The 15,620-nt window shown below is 70.5% G+C and carries 14 protein-coding genes; 11 read left to right on the top strand and 3 right to left on the bottom strand.

The window, feature by feature from the left end; all coding sequences use genetic code 11:
• The first annotated feature begins 1 nt into the window (after position 1).
• From OG574_RS15845 to OG574_RS15835, 3 genes are all read left to right on the top strand, one after another.
• Complete coding sequence (locus OG574_RS15845) at positions 2 to 607, top strand: YdbC family protein (protein WP_326773777.1); 606 nt, start codon at positions 2 to 4, stop codon at positions 605 to 607.
• A gap of 95 nt (positions 608 to 702) precedes the next feature.
• On the top strand, positions 703 to 1,362 hold the full coding sequence (locus tag OG574_RS15840; protein ID WP_100591117.1) for a histidine phosphatase family protein: 660 nt from the start codon (positions 703 to 705) through the stop codon (positions 1,360 to 1,362).
• A 12-nt stretch (positions 1,363 to 1,374) separates the two neighbouring features.
• On the top strand, positions 1,375 to 2,283 hold the full coding sequence (locus tag OG574_RS15835) for an ADP-ribosylglycohydrolase family protein (protein WP_100591118.1): 909 nt from the start codon (positions 1,375 to 1,377) through the stop codon (positions 2,281 to 2,283).
• 153 nt (positions 2,284 to 2,436) lie between these two features.
• On the opposite strand, the gene OG574_RS15830 is transcribed toward OG574_RS15835, so the two are convergent.
• A complete protein-coding gene (locus OG574_RS15830; protein WP_326773776.1) occupies positions 2,437 to 4,011 on the bottom strand; it encodes an MFS transporter in 1,575 nt (524 codons plus the stop codon).
• 137 nt (positions 4,012 to 4,148) lie between these two features.
• On the opposite strand from OG574_RS15830, the gene OG574_RS15825 reads away from it, so the two are divergent.
• The 3 genes from OG574_RS15825 (at position 4,149) to OG574_RS15815 (ending at position 6,320) form a co-directional block, all read left to right on the top strand.
• Positions 4,149 to 4,772: a TetR/AcrR family transcriptional regulator gene (locus OG574_RS15825; protein ID WP_100591120.1), complete on the top strand. Its 624-nt coding sequence runs from the start codon at positions 4,149 to 4,151 to the stop codon at positions 4,770 to 4,772.
• Positions 4,773 to 4,905: 133 nt separating this feature from the next.
• Positions 4,906 to 5,607 carry a ribonuclease HII gene (locus tag OG574_RS15820; protein WP_100591121.1) on the top strand — a complete coding sequence of 234 codons (702 nt, stop codon included), beginning with the start codon at positions 4,906 to 4,908 and terminating at the stop codon, positions 5,605 to 5,607.
• A 65-nt stretch (positions 5,608 to 5,672) separates the two neighbouring features.
• Complete coding sequence (locus tag OG574_RS15815) at positions 5,673 to 6,320, top strand: hypothetical protein (RefSeq protein ID WP_326773775.1); 648 nt, start codon at positions 5,673 to 5,675, stop codon at positions 6,318 to 6,320.
• Positions 6,321 to 6,425: 105 nt separating this feature from the next.
• On the opposite strand, the gene OG574_RS15810 is transcribed toward OG574_RS15815, so the two are convergent.
• Positions 6,426 to 7,067 carry a hypothetical protein gene (locus OG574_RS15810; protein WP_326773774.1) on the bottom strand — a complete coding sequence of 214 codons (642 nt, stop codon included), beginning with the start codon at positions 7,065 to 7,067 and terminating at the stop codon, positions 6,426 to 6,428.
• A 457-nt stretch (positions 7,068 to 7,524) separates the two neighbouring features.
• On the opposite strand from OG574_RS15810, the gene OG574_RS15805 reads away from it, so the two are divergent.
• Complete coding sequence (locus OG574_RS15805; protein WP_326773773.1) at positions 7,525 to 9,684, top strand: RecQ family ATP-dependent DNA helicase; 2,160 nt, start codon at positions 7,525 to 7,527, stop codon at positions 9,682 to 9,684.
• Positions 9,685 to 9,719: 35 nt separating this feature from the next.
• On the opposite strand, the gene OG574_RS15800 is transcribed toward OG574_RS15805, so the two are convergent.
• Complete coding sequence (locus OG574_RS15800) at positions 9,720 to 10,019, bottom strand: hypothetical protein (protein WP_326773772.1); 300 nt, start codon at positions 10,017 to 10,019, stop codon at positions 9,720 to 9,722.
• Positions 10,020 to 10,099: 80 nt separating this feature from the next.
• On the opposite strand from OG574_RS15800, the gene OG574_RS15795 reads away from it, so the two are divergent.
• From OG574_RS15795 to OG574_RS15780, 4 genes are all read left to right on the top strand, one after another.
• Complete coding sequence (locus tag OG574_RS15795; protein ID WP_326773771.1) at positions 10,100 to 10,249, top strand: hypothetical protein; 150 nt, start codon at positions 10,100 to 10,102, stop codon at positions 10,247 to 10,249.
• Positions 10,250 to 10,463: 214 nt separating this feature from the next.
• On the top strand, positions 10,464 to 11,912 hold the full coding sequence (locus OG574_RS15790) for a DUF4192 domain-containing protein (RefSeq protein ID WP_326773770.1): 1,449 nt from the start codon (positions 10,464 to 10,466) through the stop codon (positions 11,910 to 11,912).
• Between the two features lie 797 nt (positions 11,913 to 12,709).
• A complete protein-coding gene (locus OG574_RS15785; RefSeq protein WP_326778504.1) occupies positions 12,710 to 14,650 on the top strand; it encodes a glycogen debranching N-terminal domain-containing protein in 1,941 nt (646 codons plus the stop codon).
• 119 nt (positions 14,651 to 14,769) lie between these two features.
• Positions 14,770 to 15,531, top strand: coding sequence for an NUDIX hydrolase (locus tag OG574_RS15780; protein ID WP_326773769.1), 762 nt, complete (start codon positions 14,770 to 14,772; stop codon positions 15,529 to 15,531).
• The last annotated feature ends 89 nt before the right edge of the window (positions 15,532 to 15,620 follow it).

The raw sequence follows: 15,620 nt of genomic DNA, 5'->3' as shown, positions 1-15,620 counted from the left end.
GGTGCTGGTCAAGTGGATTCGCTGCACCGTGACCGATCGACGCGGGTTCGAGCGGGGGCAGCGAAAGTGGGCGGGGCTTCTGGGGGAGCCGGGATTCCGGGGACAGGGCGGGGGCTGGAGCAGAAATCGGCCGGGGGTGGCTCATGTCCTCGGCTTCTGGGAGAGCCGTGCCTTCTACGACTCCTTCATGGCGCGCTCGCACGACCGGCTCGCGGCCGCCCAGTCGGGCACGTACAAAGACATCCAAGTGAAGCTCTTCGACCACCGGTTCGACGTGAAGACGGGCTTCGAGCCGCGCTTCACGGATGCGGACACGGTGCGCCTCGCGCACTGCCGGGTGCACGCGGACCGCGAGGAACACTTCGCGCTCATGCAGGAGAAGGTCTGGAACCCCGCGATGGCCGGCTCCCCGGGGATGGTGCGCGGACTGTTCGGTGAGGCGCCGGGCAACGAGTTCCTGATCCTGTCGATGTGGCACTCCGTGGCCGAGCACGGCAAGTACCAGGCCGAACGCGTGGAGCGGCTCTCGACCCGCGCCCAGACGGAGACCGACATCGCCGGGATCACGGGCGACATCGTCCAGCTCGAACCCTCCTGGACGGTCTGATCCGGATCGGCCACAGGAGCGACCACGGTGTGACATACGCCGGATGGAGCCCGTACGGGTGCTCGAACCGGGCCCTCCCGATCTAGGGTTTCCGCATGGCACGACCGCGGCGCATTGTCCTTGTCAGGCACGGCGAGTCGGAGGGCAACGCCGACGACACCGTCTACGAACGCGAGCCCGACCACGCCCTGGCCCTCACCGAGACCGGGCACCGGCAGGCGGACGAGACAGGGAAGTACCTGCGGGAGCTGTTCGGCCGTGAGCAGGTGAGCGTGTACGTGTCGCCCTACCGCCGCACGCACCAGACGTTCCGCGCCTTCCGGCTCGACCCCGAACTCGTACGGGTGCGCGAGGAGCCGCGGCTGCGGGAGCAGGACTGGGGAAACTGGCAGGACCGGGACGACGTACGCCTCCAGAAGGCGTACCGCGACGCGTACGGCCATTTCTTCTACCGCTTCGCCCAGGGCGAGTCCGGGGCTGACGTGTACGACCGTGTGGGTGCTTTTCTGGAGAGTCTGTACCGGAGCTTCGAGGCGCACGACCACCCCTCGAACGTCCTCCTCGTCACCCATGGGCTCACCATGCGGCTGTTCTGCATGCGCTGGTTCCACTGGACCGTCGCCGACTTCGAATGTCTGTCGAATCCCAGGAACGGTGAGACGCGGGCACTCGTTCTCGGGAAGGACGGCAAATACACCTTGGACCGGCCGTTCGAACGATGGCGTGACCCGGAGCCTTACGGAGTCACCGGTTAGAGTGGCAGGGCGATGACCGCTGACTCCTCTCCTCATGTGCGGCTTGACCGCGCCCTGTCCAGCCTGCGCGGCCTGGCGGTGGGGGATGCGCTGGGCTCCCAGTTCTTCGTGCCCGCCAACCATCCGCTGCTCAAGCGCCGCGAGCTGCCCGACGGCATCTGGCAGTGGACCGACGACACCGAAATGGCGTGCTCCGTAGTGGCGGTCCTGGCCGCCGAGAACCGGATCGAGCAGGACGCGCTCGCCCGGTCCTTCGCGGAGCACCACGACTTCGACCGCGGCTACGGCCCTGCGGTGAACCGGCTGCTCCGGCAGATCCGCGAGGGCGGCGACTGGCGTTCCCTGTCCTCCGCGCTCTTCAAGGGCCAGGGCTCCTGGGGCAACGGCGCGGCGATGCGGATCGCGCCGCTCGGGGCCTGGTACGCGGACGATCCGGAGCAGGCCACCCATCAGGCCGAGATCTCCGCCTATCCGACGCATCAGCACCGGGAGGCCGTGGTCGGGGCCATGGCCGTGGCCGCGGCTGCCGCGATCGTGGCCGATCCGGCAGGACCGCCGACGCCGCAGGCGCTCCTCGACGGAGTGATCGCGCTTGTGCCGCGCAGTGCGGTGGGCGCGGGGCTCCGGCGGGCCAGGGACATGCTCGACTACGGCGACCCGGGGACGGTGGCCGCGGTCCTCGGCTGCGGCCGACGCACCACGGCGCACGACACCGTGCCGTTCGCCCTGTGGTCGGCGGCGCGCGGGCTCGGCGACTTCGAGCGCGCGTTCTGGGAGACGGCCCAGGTGGGCGGCGACATGGATACGACGTGCGCGATCGTGGGCGGAGTGGTCGCTTCAGGCTTGGGTGGCGCTCCGGCGGACCTGTGGCTGCAGCGGACCGAGCCCCTGCCGGAGTGGGCGCCCGGACTGCCGGTCTGACCTGTGGATTCCTCACGCCTCACTCGGCGTGACGGATAGACCGTGGGGCTAGGGCTCAGGTGAACGCATCGGCTTGGGTGTGATGGATACCGGGCCGGCTTCGTCGAGTCGGACGGCCCGGCATCCACCTCCCCGGTGGACGGCTTCCCCCAGTCAGCCGCCCGCCGGCCCGGCCGCACCCGCGGTACCCGCGAGCGCTTCCAGGTCGCTCTTGCGCACCCGGATCACCACAGTGGCGACGATCAGGGCGAGCAGCGCCATCGCCGCGGCCGGAATGAACGCGGTCGAGATGCCCTCGGCCAGGACCTGGTGACCCCAGGGAGCCGGGAGCTGATGGGTCTTGGCGAACTCCGCCTTCTGCTCGGGCGTGGCCTGCGCCATGAAGGAGGGGATCTGGTCCTTGGCCTCGTTCCTGCTGGCCGTACCGAAGACGGTCGTCAGAATGGAGAGGCCGAGCGAACCTCCCACCTGCTGCATCGCGTTGAGCAGCCCGGACGCCGCGCCCGCCTCGTGCTGGGCGACTCCGGAGACGGCGGTCAGGGTGAGCGTCACGAAGTTGAGCCCCATCCCGATGCCGAACAGCAGCATCGGGCCGAGCACCCCACCCACGTACGAGCTGTCGGGGGAGACGAACGTCTGCCAGCCGAGGCCGAGCAGGACGAAGGTCGCGCCGGTCATCATGAAGGGCTTGGGGCCGAGGACCGGAAGCAGCCGCTGCGACAGGCCCGCACCGACGATGATCGCGGCCGTCACGGGCAGGAAGGCGAGGCCCGCCTCGATCGGCGTGTAGTTGAGGACATTCTGTGCGAACAGGACGATGAAGAAGAACATGCCGAACATCGCCGCGGCCAGGCTCAGCATGATCACGTACGTGCCGGAGCGGTTGCGGTCGGCGAACATCCGCAGCGGAGTGATGGGTTCCTTCGCCCGGCTCTCGATGAACACGAAGGCGAGCAGCAGCACCACGGCGGCGACGAACGAGCCCACGCTGATGCTGTCCCGCCAGCCCTCCTCCGACGCCCGGATGAAGCCGTACACGAGCGAGGCCATGCCCGCCGTGGAGGTGAGCGCGCCCGCGATGTCGAAGCGTCCCGGGTGGCGTTCGGACTCGTTGATGTACATCGGCGCCAGCACCGCGATGAGGATGCCGATGGGTACGTTCACGAACAGCACCCAGCGCCAGTCGAGCCACTCCGTGAGCATGCCGCCGGCGAGGAGACCGACGGCGCCGCCGCCCGCGGAGACGGCCGCGAAGACGCCGAACGCGCGGTTCCGCTCCGGGCCTTCGGGGAACGTCGTGGTGATGAGGGCGAGCGAGGTGGGCGACGCGATCGCGCCACCGACGCCCTGCAGGGCCCGGGCCGCCAGCAACTGCCAGGGTTCCTGGGCGAGTCCGCCGAGCAGGGAGGCGAGCGTGAAGAGCAGGATGCCGGACATGAAGACCCGGCGGCGACCGAGGATGTCTCCCGCGCGACCACCGAGAAGCAGCAGCCCACCGAAGGTGAGCGTGTACGCGCTGACGACCCAAGTGAGATCTGTCGTGGAGAACTTGAGCGCGCCCTGAATGTGCGGGAGCGCGATGTTCACAATCGTCGCGTCGAGTACCACCATGAGTTGGCAGGCCGCGATGACGGCGAGGGCTATGCCGGGGCGCCCGGCCCGTCGTGCCTGCCCCGGCTTCCCTGGCTTGTTCGGCTTCTGATCTTGAGTTAACTGAGAGGTTGACACTATGGATCCCCCACAAGTGCGTTAGTGAACGCAACCGTTCACTGTCGCCTCGAACGGTAGTGACTCCCCATCAGTGAACGCAACCGTTCACTGAAGAAGCTGCCGAGAACACCCGGTTCCCCAACGGAGAGAAGACGATGGATACTTCGCGCTGGACGGCCGCCCCCGCTCGGACGGCCACCCTGCGCCGGCGTGGCCCCGTGCTGGAGCGGGCCATCCTGGAAGCCGCGCTGGAGCAGCTCAGTACGGTCGGCTGGAACGCCCTCACGATGGAAGGCGTCGCCGCCGGAGCGCAGACGGGCAAGGCCGCCGTCTACCGCCGCTGGCCGTCCAAGGAGGAGCTCGTCGCGGACGCCCTCCAGGCGGCGCTGCCCAGGCTCGACGGAGCGCCGGACCGCGGCAGCGTCCGGGAGGACCTGATCGAGCTCTGCGGCCTGATGCGTGAGGCGATGTACTCGCGCCCCGGATTCGCTCTGCGTTCGGTTCTTCACGAATGCGACTCGGCGACGGCGCAGCGCTTCCATGAGGTGATCTTCGAGGGCGTCGTCCAGCCGAGCGTCGAGCTGATCAAAGAGGTCGTGAACCGCGGGATCGAGCGGGGAGAGGTTCGCCCCGGCGCCGCTGACGCGTACGTCTGCGATGTCATTCCTGCGATGATGATGTACCGCTCCAAGGTGTGCGCGAGCGAATGGGAAGAGCGTGATCTCACGGAGATGATCGATCAGGTGATGGTTCCGCTGCTGCGGCCGCGGGGGGCGTGACGCGAGGCGGCGCCGACCGTGGATCTGAGTCGGCGCCGGGGTGTGTGGTGGCATCGTGCCGCGTGGACGGAGAAGGGGCCGGTCGTACCGGGGTGTCGCTGAGTGGTCAAGGCGGCGTAGGCTATCTGGCGCCATGCCGTACGAACCACCCACTCACAGCGTCGAGCGCTCACTGCGCGCCACCACCGGAGCCAAGATCGTCGCCGGTGTGGACGAGGTCGGTCGCGGTGCGTGGGCGGGACCGGTCACTGTGTGCGCCGCCGTCACCGGGCTGCGCCGACCGCCCGAAGGTCTCACCGACTCCAAGCTGATCAGCCCGAAGCGGCGCGAAGTGCTCGCCGAGACGCTGGAGAGCTGGGTGACGGCACATGCTCTCGGGCACGCCTCCCACGAGGAGATCGACGAGCTGGGGATGACGGCCGCTCTGCGGCTCGCCGCGGTGCGCGCCCTCGAGGCCCTTCCGGTCCGTCCGGACGCGGTCATCCTCGACGGCAAGCACAACTACCTCGGCGCTCCCTGGCAGGTCCGCACGGTGATCAAGGGGGACCGGTCCTGTGTGGCCGTCGCCGCGGCATCGGTGATCGCCAAGGTTCGGCGCGACAAAATGATGGCCGAACTGGGCATCGAACATGCAGACTTCGGTTTTGCGGCCAACGCCGGTTATCCGTCGCCGGTCCACAAAGCCGCGCTGGAGGTGCGGGGGCCCACCCCGTACCACCGGCTCACGTGGGCGTATCTTGATGCGCTGCCCCAGTGGCGGCACCTCAAGAAGGCCCGCATCTGGGCGGACGGAAACGTTCCGGAGATCGAAGGACAACTCGGCTTCGACTTCTGATCTTCCGTTCGCACTCATGTGCCACCCGCCGGGGCCACCCGCACCGGCGTTTGATAGATAAGTTCATGCCTCTCCTTCCCGAGGAGCCTCAGATTCACGAGAGTGCCCAGGGTCCCCGCGCCACTTCGGCCCCCAGCAGCCGCAACGCGCCGACCCCCCGCCCTGTACCCGGCCCGCGTCCCGCGGCGCCGCCGCGACCCGGACGCCCGGGTCCCGCACGGCCGATGCCGCCCGCGCAGCGCACGTCGCGCGAGTCGCTGTCCGCCGCCAAGCCGGGGCCTTCGGCTCCGGCCGCCCCCGCCCCCGCCGCCGTGCCGACCGCGCAGCCGCAGATCCAGCTGATCCCGGCTTCGGTCGAGGGGGCCCTGGATGCCGCGGAGGAAGCCGTCGACCTGCTCCTCGACTCGGGCCGTGCGCCCGGCGAGGTGCTGGTGATCACCACCGGCGACCCGCACCCGTGGGCCACGCACGAGCTGTCCTTCGGCGACACCGCCTACTGGGCGCAGCACGACGCGGGTGACGACGTCTTCTACGCCGACGCCGGTGCCGCTGGGCGTGCCACCAAGCGGCCTGTGGTCGTCGTCGCGCTGAACGGCGGCGCCGATGAGGCGGCCGCCGCGGCAATGCCTCTCGCCCTCGGCCGGGCGGGCGCCCTGCTGATCGTGTGCGGCGACCCGCAGCGGATCAACTCCCTGCTGGGCGCCGGAGTCTGACACGCCGCACGCCGGCTGCCCGGACCGCTCGACGGTTCCGCGGGCGGCCGGCGGCGTCGTGTGACTGCGGCCCGCGTCGCGACGGGCTCGTTCCAGTGGCAGCTCTCAGCGGGCGGCCGCGCGGCGCAGTACCTCCGACGCGGCTCCTCCTGCGCGCGGCAGTGGCGGCTCGACGCCGCCCTCGAACACTTCGGGCGTCGACCCAAGGCTCGGCCGCCGGCCGCCACGTCCCTCGCCGAGTACCTGCCAGCCGTCCCGCGTCATGGTGATGTACGCCCCGCAGCGCAGCCCATGAAGTGTGCAGGCATCCCGCAGCCCCCACATCCACGCACCGTCCTCCTCCGTCCAATGCGCGTCGCCCTCGCGGCAGTAGAGCAGTACAGCTGTACGCACCGGTGTACGGCGTCGGAGGTCGTGCGGGATGACCCGGCGCAGGTGCGTGAGCAGCGCGTTGCGGAACACCCAGCCGTCCGCCGCGCTCGCGCGCCGCGTGAACGACGCGCTGGCACTGAGCCGCTCCTCCGTGTCAAGAACGGCCACGACGGCCGTCTCAGGCTTGGGGCGGTGCCGGGCGTGCAGGCCGCTGACGACCTCGCGCGGATTGCGCAGCAAGGGGATCCCCGCCGCGGCCCATTCCGCGGGTTCGAGCACCCTGGCGAGTTGATTGGCGGAGTCGGCGGACATGTCGGCACGCGTCGATGACGTCGACAATGATGTCGCCGAGGACGGAGCGAATCCGAAGGTCACGGTCCTCCCTTCGGCTACGCGCCCACACTGCGGGCGGGGTCGGACTGCGGGAGCGCACCGCGGCACAGCCCTACCGGACCACGATCGAGCCGCGCGGGAGCGATTCCAATTCTTCCCTTCGCACTGGCTTGCGGCAACGAGCAATCGGGGCCAGGGGCCGGTATCTGGGGAAGCGTCGGCTATATCCCTGCCCACCGCCGTCACCCGTGACGCCAGGATCACGTTTTTTACGGCTTCGACCAGACGCCAGGATCGCGTCGTCACCGCCACGACCAGCGGTAACACCCCCTGACCTCCGCGACCCGGGCGCGCCGAGAATTGGATCAAGAGGGGTTCGGATCAAGAGGAGCTCGGCACCTGGCGGGACACCCTCCAGGCAGCCGGATGGAAGGGCCGGGCGGTGATCATCGCGGCGGGGGATTGGGTCGTTGTCAGTGGTGTGGGGTTGCATGGGGGCATGAGTAACCAGGAGCTGCGTGCCGAAGCCGACGCCATCCTCGCTGAGCTGGTCGGCGATCCAGGGGGTTCGGCGCGCCTTCGGGAGGATCAGTGGCAGGCGGTGGCAGCCCTGGTCGAGGAGCGTCGGCGTGCCCTTGTGGTGCAGCGCACCGGCTGGGGCAAGTCGGCGGTGTACTTCGTGGCCACGGCCCTGCTGCGGCGGCGTGGCTCCGGTCCCACGGTGATCATCTCGCCGTTGCTGGCGCTGATGCGTAACCAGGTCGAGTCGGCGGCGCGGGCCGGTATCCAGGCGCGCACGATCAACTCGGCCAACCCGGAGGAGTGGGACACGATCTATGAGGAGGTCGAGCGTGGCGAGACCGACGTTCTCCTCGTGAGTCCGGAGCGCCTCAATTCGGTTGATTTCCGTGATCAGGTCCTGCCCAAGCTCGCGGCCACGACCGGTCTGCTCGTGGTCGACGAGGCGCACTGCATCTCCGACTGGGGCCATGACTTCCGGCCGGACTACCGCCGGCTGCGGGCGATGCTGGCCGAGCTTCCCGCCGGTGTTCCGGTGCTGGCCACCACCGCTACGGCGAACGCGCGGGTCACGGCGGATGTCGCCGATCAGCTGGGTACGGGAGCCGGCGAGGCATTGGTACTCCGCGGCCCGTTGGATCGGGAGAGTCTGCGCCTGGGCGTGGTCCAGTTGCCGGATGCCGCACACCGCCTGGGCTGGCTTGCCGAACACCTGAATGAGCTTCAGGGCTCCGGCATCATCTACACGCTGACGGTGGCCGCGGCCGAGGAGGCCACCGCCTTCCTGCGCCAGCGCGGTTTCAACGTGGCGTCGTACACGGGCAAGACGGAGAACGCCGACCGGCTCCAGGCCGAGATCGATCTCCAGGAGAACCGCGTGAAGGCGCTGGTCGCCACCTCCGCGCTGGGGATGGGCTTCGACAAGCCGGACCTGGGATTCGTGATCCATCTCGGCTCGCCGTCCTCGCCGATCGCCTACTACCAGCAGGTGGGGCGTGCGGGCCGCGGTGTGGCCCACGCCGATGTGCTGCTGCTGCCGGGCAAGGAGGACGAGGCCATCTGGCGCTACTTCGCCGATACGGCCTTCCCGCCCGAGGCGCAGGTCCGCCAGACGCTCTCGGCGCTCGCGGGTGCGGGACGGCCGCTGTCCGTGCCCGCCCTGGAGGCGGCGGTGGATCTTCGGCGCAGTCGCCTCGAGTCGATGTTGAAGGTGCTGGACGTCGACGGCGCGGTCAAGCGAGTGAAGGGCGGCTGGACGGCCACGGGAGCCGACTGGGTGTACGACTCCGAGCGCTACGCGTGGGTGGCCAAGCAGCGGGCGACCGAGCAGCAGGCCATGCGTGATTACGCGAGCACGTCCCAGTGCCGGATGGAGTTCCTGCGCCAGCAACTGGACGACGAGGGTGCGGCTCCGTGTGGCCGTTGCGACAACTGTGCGGGGGCCTGGGCCGATTCCTCGGTTTCGGCGGAGATGCTGACGGGGGCGGCCAGGGAACTGGACCGCCCGGGGGTGGAGATCGAGCCGCGCCGCATGTGGCCGACGGGGATGCCCGCGCTGGGCATTGACCTCAAGGGGCGCATCCCGGCCAAGGAACAGTGCTCCACCGGGCGCGCCCTGGGGCGGCTCTCGGACATCGGCTGGGGCAACCGGCTGCGCCCGCTGCTGGCCGAGAACGCGCCCGACGGGCCCGTCCCCGACGACGCCCTGAAGGCCGCGGTAGCCGTCATCGCCGACTGGGCGCGCTCGCCCGGGGGGTGGGCGCCGAGTGTTCCGGACGCCTCTGCCCGGCCGGTGGGAGTCGTCGCCGTGCCGTCCCTGACCCGGCCGCAACTGGTCGGTTCCCTCGCCCAGGGAATCGCGACCGTCGGCCGCCTCCCCTTCCTGGGCACGCTCGCGTATTCGGGGCCGGGGGACGTACACGCGGCACGCCGCAGCAACTCCGCCCAGCGGCTCAGGACACTGTCCAACACTTTCACTGTTCCTGACGATCTGGCTGCGGCCCTGGCCGGCGCTCCGGGTCCCGTCCTGCTCGTGGACGACTACACGGACTCCGGCTGGACCCTCGCCGTCGCCGCGCGGCTGCTCCGGCAGGCGGGGAGCGAGCAGGTTCTGCCGTTGGTGCTGGCTGCGGCGGGCTGAGCATTGGGTGCTCAGGGCTGAGGCACTGAGCTGAGTCACTGACCGGAGTCGTAGAGGGGGACGTGCGAGCCCGGAGTATGGGCGAGCGCGTCCCTTTCCGTTGCTGTTTCTGCTTCTGCTTCTGGCGGCGTGTGCGGCTTGAGGCCCGTGCCGTTGACGGGTTCTGCGACTTTCAGGTTCACCGCCGCAGACACGCAGATCGACGAGACCGCTGCCGTTATCACTCGCGAGGACATCGTGATCCATGCGCTGCTGCGCACAATCTGGAAGGTGCAGACGGACGTCGAGAACTGGCCGTCGTGGCAGCCCGACGTCACCACGGTAAAGAAGGGCACGTCGGGCATACTGCGGCCGGGCTCGGTGTTCCGCTGGGGGGACCCAGGGGCTGGGCGTCAACTCCGCCGTCAAGCAGGTCGTGCCCGGCAAGCGGCCGGCCTGGGGAGGCCTCGCGTCCTGGACCGGCGCACCGGTCGACGCCGACACCGCCAACCGGCAGGCCGCCCTCGACGCCTCGCTCCACACCTGGGTCAACAACCTCAAGCACGGGAGCGAGAGCCACGCCTGATCGCGGTTCGCGCGCTTCTTGCCAGAAGTCCCTTTCCGCATACGGCTGCTGAGCTGACGTCAGCAAGCGAACGACATGGCTGGGACAAGCATGGCCTGATGGGTCGGCTTCGCGCGAGTGGCCCTGCCGGCTTGTGGACAACTCCTGTCGTGTCCCTGATCCGGGTTATCCACAGGTAAAAACGGAACCTTGAGATTCGCGGCATGGTCGTCACATGACGAATCACAGCGAAGCAGCCGGTGCACCCGGCACGGAACAGGTCACCCTGCGCAACCCGTCCGAACTGGCCGAAGCGCTCCCGTACTTGCTCGGGTTCAAGCCCGAGGACAGCATCGTGCTTGTCGCCCTGCACCGCGGACGCTTCGGCGGGCGCGTGCGACTCGGCATCCCCGAGCGCCCGGGCGACTGGCCGTCCGTCGCGGACGAGATGGCCAAGTGCCTGATCAGTGGATGCGAGAGGAAGGACGGAACGCCGGACGGCATCGTCGCGTTCCTGTGCCGAGATCCGAAGACCGTCGAGACCGGTCGGCAGATCATGGAGCGCCTGCACCCACTGGCGCAGATGCTGCGCTTGGCTTGCGGCCGCCTCGACGTGCCCGTGGTCGAGACCCTCTGTATCGCCGACAATCACTTCTGGTCGTACAGCTGCCCGGTCGCGGAGTGCTGCCCGCCCGACGGCACACCGCTGGCCGCGTCCGGTACGTCCGTCACGGCGGCCGCGATGACCTACGCGGGCATCCAAGTGCGGCGCCCGCTAAGGGAGATGAGGGCCAGGCTCATGCCGTGGCAGACGGCGGCCGTGCCGGAGCAGGAGCGTGCGCTGGATGCCGCGGCCATGGCTCTGGTCCCCAGGATTCTCGCCGGAGTCCCGCGCGTCGAGGTCGCGGACGAGACGCTCGATCTCGCACGGCGGGTCTGGAGCCGTTTCGGGCACCTGCCGACCGGCGGCGACACGCTCGAAGCCGATCTCAAAGACGACGAGCAGCTCGCGCATGACGAAGCGGCGAGGCTGATCCTCGGCCTCCAGGACCGGCTGACCCGGGATCACGCCGCCGAGTGGATGGAGGGCGACGAGGCACCGCGTGCTCTGCGTCTGTGGCGAGCCCTGGCCCGCCGCTGCGTGGGTCCGTACGGCGAACACGCGGCGGCGCCGCTGACGCTCGCCGGCTGGGTCGCGTGGTCTCTGGGCGACCGAGTGGAGGCAGGCGAGGCATTGGACATGGCTCTGGCGGCGGATCCCCGGTACGTCTTCGCCCGGCTCCTCATGGAGGCGTGCAGCGCGGACCTGGATCCGGAGCCGGTGCGGCGAAGCCTGCGCAAGACCCGGGACGAGCGGAACGTGACGCCGTCCGGGGCGGATTCCGAGGAGGACTCTGATGGAGCCGGGGCAGGAGCAGCGGTAGGCGCGAGGCCCGTTGCCGGCGTCAATGCCGAAGGCGCCGCCGGCCGTAAGGGCGCAGGATCCTCTGGGCGGCCAAGTGCCGAGGACTCGCGGGAACCGGCCGAGGATCGAGTGACGCGGGCCCTGGAAGCGGCCCTGCGCCGGCGCGGATCGCGACGTGCAGGCGCGGGTAAGGGGCCCGCCCAGGCTGGGGCGCATGCGCCGAGGCGACCGCAGGGACGTCGCCGAGTGGGGCGGCAGGGGACGAGGCGGGACGGATGAGTACCAGCTCGTGGCGCAGGTTCCGCATGCCCGCCTTTGTAGCAGCGCGGGCACCGGCCGGCGTGGGGGATTTGGGGAGGGGCACGGGGCGTCGGCTGCTCGGCTTCCTTTGCCAAGGGCGTGACTTGGGGTGGGGCAGGCCCGTTCACCTCTGTGGCACGGCCCGTGATCGGGCTGCGCCGCTGTCTCCCCGCCGACCCTTCGGAGCGCCATCGGCGCCTCGCGCGCGCCCAGCGCGGAAGGAGCCACCCCATGCCGCCCCCCGCGTCGTCGACCGTGTCCGCCGTATCGACTTGCGCCGTGCCGGTGCTGCTCGCCCTGGAGAAAGACGCCCCACCAGGTGCCGTCGGACCGCCCCGCGAGACCGGTACCGCTGGTTGTCCGGGGACGAGGCGGCGGTGATGCCTTCAGCTGCACGCGCGCCGGAGCCCGAAGACTCGTTCAAGGCGTCCTTCGAGAGTCCCTCGGAGGCCACGTTCGTCGACCGCCTCGGCGGAGGTGCGGACCGGGCCTCTGGAATGCCCGCATGGATGCCGCCCGCTCCACCGGCTGGGGTATCGACCGCGCCCGCTGGGGTGTCGTCCGCGGCCTCAGGACTGGGAGCGCCATCCGGCACCGCGGGGCCGTCAACCGCCATCGAGGGAGCGCCATCCGCTCATGCAGTGACATCTGCAATCTCCCCAGCGATCTCGTCCGCTCACCGCAAGGACCCGGCTCCACCTGCTACCCGCAACGCTCCGCCCCCAAATGCGCACGCCGGTCGCGCGAACACCCCAGCTCCCCGGCGCTCCGCGGAGCTGCCGCCGGCGCACACGGCGCTGATCTGCGTGGCCCTGCCCTCGCTCGCGATTTCTTCGCAGCAAGGGCAGTTGACGGGCGATGGCCTGGAGGGGTTCTACCGTGCCGGGCGCCGTTTGTTGTCGCGCTGCCTGCTCCGCGTGGCGGGGCGCGAGCCGGTCGCGGTTCAGGCCCGTATGGTCGCCGCCGACCGGGCCCGGTTCGTGGCGACGCTGAGGCCTGTCGTGGACGGCGGCCCCGACCCGGACATCATGGTCGAGCGGATGCGGCATGCCGACGGCACGGAGCGGATTACGCTGCGCAGCTCGGCCACACGCCCGCTGCGACTCCCGGTCGAGGTCGCGCTCGGTACGGATCTGGCCGAGCTGGGCGCGGTGGCGGCCGGACGGCCAGGGCGTGCACTGTCCGCCACCGTCCACGACTCCGGCATGCGATGGTCGTCGCCCGCGGGCCACGCCGTCGTCACCGCCGACCCGCCGCCCCGGGATGCGCTCGCCTCCGCCGGCCTGCTGCGCTGGGAGTTCGACCTGCTTCCGGGTGGCACGTGGAGTGTCGAACTACGGGTACGGTCCGACGGCGGTGGGACGGGCCGGCCGGTCGGGCATGGCACCGCACGTCCGCTCGCCGGGGCGGAAGCCGCAGGGGACGACGCACGCGTGGGGCCGCTGCTGAGAACCTGCGCCGAGGACCTGCACGCATTGCTGCTGCGCGACCCTGCGCACCCCTCGGACCTCTACCTCGCCGCAGGCGCGCCCTGGCGCTGTGGTCTGGCTCCGGCCGAGGCGTTGGCGGCCGCGCGGATGGCGCTGCCTTTGGGAACCCGGTTGGCCGCGGGCACGCTCAGGGCCCTCGCGCGGACCCAACTCCCGGGTGCAGGAAGGGAGGCGGGGATGATCCCCGGCCCGCTGAGAGACGCAGGCCCGCATCTGCCGCCCGGCTGTACTGGAACCGAAGCGACGCTCCTGTTTCCGGCGCTCCTCGCGGAGGCGAGACGCTGGGGCCTTCCCGAGCAGGAGGTCGCCGAGCTGCTGCCCACCGCGGAGCGCTGCCTGCACTGGCTGCGGGCAGCCATTGGCGAAGGGACGTACCTGGCGGACCCCGGCCCCGGAGGACCGTTGCGCTGCGAGACCCAGGCCCACGCTCACCGGGCCGCCCTGCTCGGCGCGGATCTCCTCGACGCCCATGGCCGACCCGGCGCCGTAGAACTGCGTCAGTGGGCCGAAGTGCTGCGGGCACGGTTCAGGGAGGACTTCTGGGCTGAGGACCGCGGAGGCGGCAGGCCCGCCGCCGCCCGCACGCCGGACGGACGCCTCCTGCCCCACCTCGGCAGCGCCGCGGCCCACCTCCTCGACACAGGGCTGCTCGGCGGCGGTGTGATGGCGCCGGGACTCCTCGACAAGGTGCAGACCGAACAGCTCGCACGGCTCCTGGGCGGTCCGGCACTCGACTCAGGGTGGGGGCTGCGCAGTCTGGGCGTACGGGAGGCGTCGTACAACCCGTTCGGGCACCGTGGCGGTGCCGTGCGGGTGCAGGAGACGGCGCTGGCCGTGGGCGGCCTGGCCGATACGGGCTACGAGAAGGAGTCGAGTTCGTTGCTGCGGGGCATCCTGTCGGCGGCCGAGGCATTCGGGTTCCGGCTGCCCGAGATGTACGCGGGGGAGCAGCGTTGCGAAGGGGGCGCGCCGCTTCCGCATCCGGCCGCCTGCAGACCCGCGGCCACCGCCGCGGCGGCAGGGGTGCAGATCCTCGCGGCCCTCGCCGGGATCCGGCCGGACGCGCCCGCCGGGACGGTGACGCTGAGACCGATGCGCAGCGCACCCCTGGGGGAGATCGGACTGGCCGGGTTGCGGGTCGCGGGCGCACCATTCTCGGTGCGGGTCAGCAGACTCGGTCTCGCCATGGTCGAGGAGGCGGCCGACGGGCTGCAGTTGGGGGTGTGACCGGGGCGGACGTGAGTTCGGGAGATCGGCGGGGTCCCACCTCGGAGACTTCGAAGAAGGCCTTGATCGACGATCGCGAAGGGAGTGTTTATCGTCAGGAAGACGACTATGATCGCGGCATGTCGCCCTACGACCCGTCGGCCTTCCCGCCCTTCGCAGTCACCGTCGACCTGGTCGTGCTGACCGTGCGTCGTCACGCGCTCTGTGCGCTCGCGGTACGGCGAGGCGAACCGCCGTTCCAGGGGCGTTGGGCACTCCCCGGCGGCTTCGTACGGGACGACGAGGACCTGTCGTCCGCCGCGGCGCGCGAACTGATCGAGGAGACCGGGCTCTGCGCCCATGATCCCGCAGACCCGGACCAGGTAAATGGCGCGCACCTGGAGCAGCTGGCCACCTACGGCGACCCCAAGCGCGACCCTCGTATGCGCGTGGTCAGCGTCGCTCATCTGGCCCTGGCGCCGGATCTGCCCGCACCGCGTGCGGGTGGCGACGCGCACAGCGCGCGATGGGCACCCGTAGAGGCACTGCTGAACCAGAGCGGGTACGGGCGCGAGGGTGAGCAGGCGGCGCCCCTGGCCTTCGATCATGCGCAGATCCTCGCGGACGGCGTGGAGCGCGCCCGCTCGAAGATCGAGTACTCGTCGCTCGCTACGGCCTTCTGCCCGCCCGAGTTCACGGTCGGCGAGCTGCGGCGCGTGTACGAGGCGGTGTGGGCCGTCGCGCTCGATCCGCGAAACTTCCACCGCAAGGTGACAGGCACCCCGGGCTTCCTCGTGCCCACCGGCGGGACCACCACCCGCCAGGGCGGCAGGCCGGCCCAGCTCTTCCGCGCCGGGGGCGCGACACTGCTCAACCCGCCGATGCTGCGTCCCGAGGTGTGACCCGGAGCTGACCGAGCCTGACCTCCGGGCTCTGCCCGCCCACGCCGCGCAGGGACACCCGAAGGGCGCATCCTGCCCGAAAAGGCGGA

This window comes from Streptomyces sp. NBC_01445 (genome assembly GCF_035918235.1).
Taxonomy (GTDB): domain Bacteria; phylum Actinomycetota; class Actinomycetes; order Streptomycetales; family Streptomycetaceae; genus Streptomyces.
Note: the sequence above shows the minus strand (reverse complement) of the source record. Positions and strands in the feature narration are given on the sequence as shown.

What these genes read in the sequence shown, in the direction of transcription:
- OG574_RS15840 (WP_100591117.1), top strand. Translation starts at nt 703, where the DNA reads ATGGCACGACCGCGGCGCATTGTCCTTGTCAGGCACGGCGAGTCGGAG.
- OG574_RS15835 (WP_100591118.1), top strand. Translation starts at nt 1,375, where the DNA reads ATGACCGCTGACTCCTCTCCTCATGTGCGGCTTGACCGCGCCCTGTCC.
- OG574_RS15825 (WP_100591120.1), top strand. Translation starts at nt 4,149, where the DNA reads ATGGATACTTCGCGCTGGACGGCCGCCCCCGCTCGGACGGCCACCCTG.
- OG574_RS15820 (WP_100591121.1), top strand. Translation starts at nt 4,906, where the DNA reads ATGCCGTACGAACCACCCACTCACAGCGTCGAGCGCTCACTGCGCGCC.
- OG574_RS15815 (WP_326773775.1), top strand. Translation starts at nt 5,673, where the DNA reads ATGCCTCTCCTTCCCGAGGAGCCTCAGATTCACGAGAGTGCCCAGGGT.
- OG574_RS15805 (WP_326773773.1), top strand. Translation starts at nt 7,525, where the DNA reads ATGAGTAACCAGGAGCTGCGTGCCGAAGCCGACGCCATCCTCGCTGAG.
- OG574_RS15790 (WP_326773770.1), top strand. Translation starts at nt 10,464, where the DNA reads ATGACGAATCACAGCGAAGCAGCCGGTGCACCCGGCACGGAACAGGTC.
- OG574_RS15780 (WP_326773769.1), top strand. Translation starts at nt 14,770, where the DNA reads ATGTCGCCCTACGACCCGTCGGCCTTCCCGCCCTTCGCAGTCACCGTC.